Below are 820 nucleotides of genomic sequence, written 5' to 3' on the forward strand. Positions count from 1 at the left end.
GTCGCCCTCTGTACGGAACGCAGTCTGGAAATGGTGGTCGGTTTGCTGGCTATCCTGAAAGCCGGCGGCGCGTATCTGCCGCTTGATCCGGCTTACCCCGCCGATCGACTGGCCTATATGCTGGACGATGCCAAACCGGGGGTATTGCTCACCCAGACGGCACAGCTCAGCAAACTCCCCGCCCACGCCGCCGCGACGGTGTTACTTGACACTGTCCTCGACAGCCAAACACCGATATTGGCCGCACAGCCGACGGATAACCCCATCGTTCCGGGGCTGACATCCCGTCATCTGGCCTATGTGATTTACACGTCGGGGTCGACCGGCCAGCCTAAAGGAGTGATGGTCGAACATCGCAATGTCCTGCGCCTGATTATCAATAGCGGGTTTGCCGATATCACCCCCGATGACTGTATTGCCCATTGCGCCAATGTCTCATTTGACGCCGCCACCTGGGAAGTGTGGGCGGGCTTAGTCCACGGGGCGCGTATTTTGTTAATTCCAGAAAAAACCTTGCTACAGCCCGCCCTTTTTGGCCAGTCCCTGTCATCGGAAGGGGTGAGTGCGCTCTTCCTGACCACCGCCCTGTTTAACCACTATGCGAGTTTGATTGGGCCGTCATTATCGGGCTTGCGTTATGTCCTGTTCGGGGGTGAACAGGCGGATACCCGCCCGGCCATTCACCTCAGAACCGAACATCCCCCCAAACATTTACTGAATGTGTATGGGCCCACGGAGACCACCACTTTTGCCACTGTCTATGAGATCGACGAATGCGTCGGCAGAAAAATCCCGATCGGCCAACCGATCGGCAATACCC

General features: G+C 57.4%; 1 protein-coding gene. It reads left to right on the top strand.

Annotated elements, in window-relative coordinates; all coding sequences use genetic code 11:
• On the top strand, positions 1 to 820 hold an 820-nt coding region (locus tag Xkoz_RS19265; RefSeq protein WP_141554460.1), incomplete at both ends, for an AMP-binding protein.

The sequence above is a fragment of the Xenorhabdus kozodoii genome (assembly GCF_002632875.1).
Lineage (GTDB): Bacteria > Pseudomonadota > Gammaproteobacteria > Enterobacterales > Enterobacteriaceae > Xenorhabdus > Xenorhabdus kozodoii.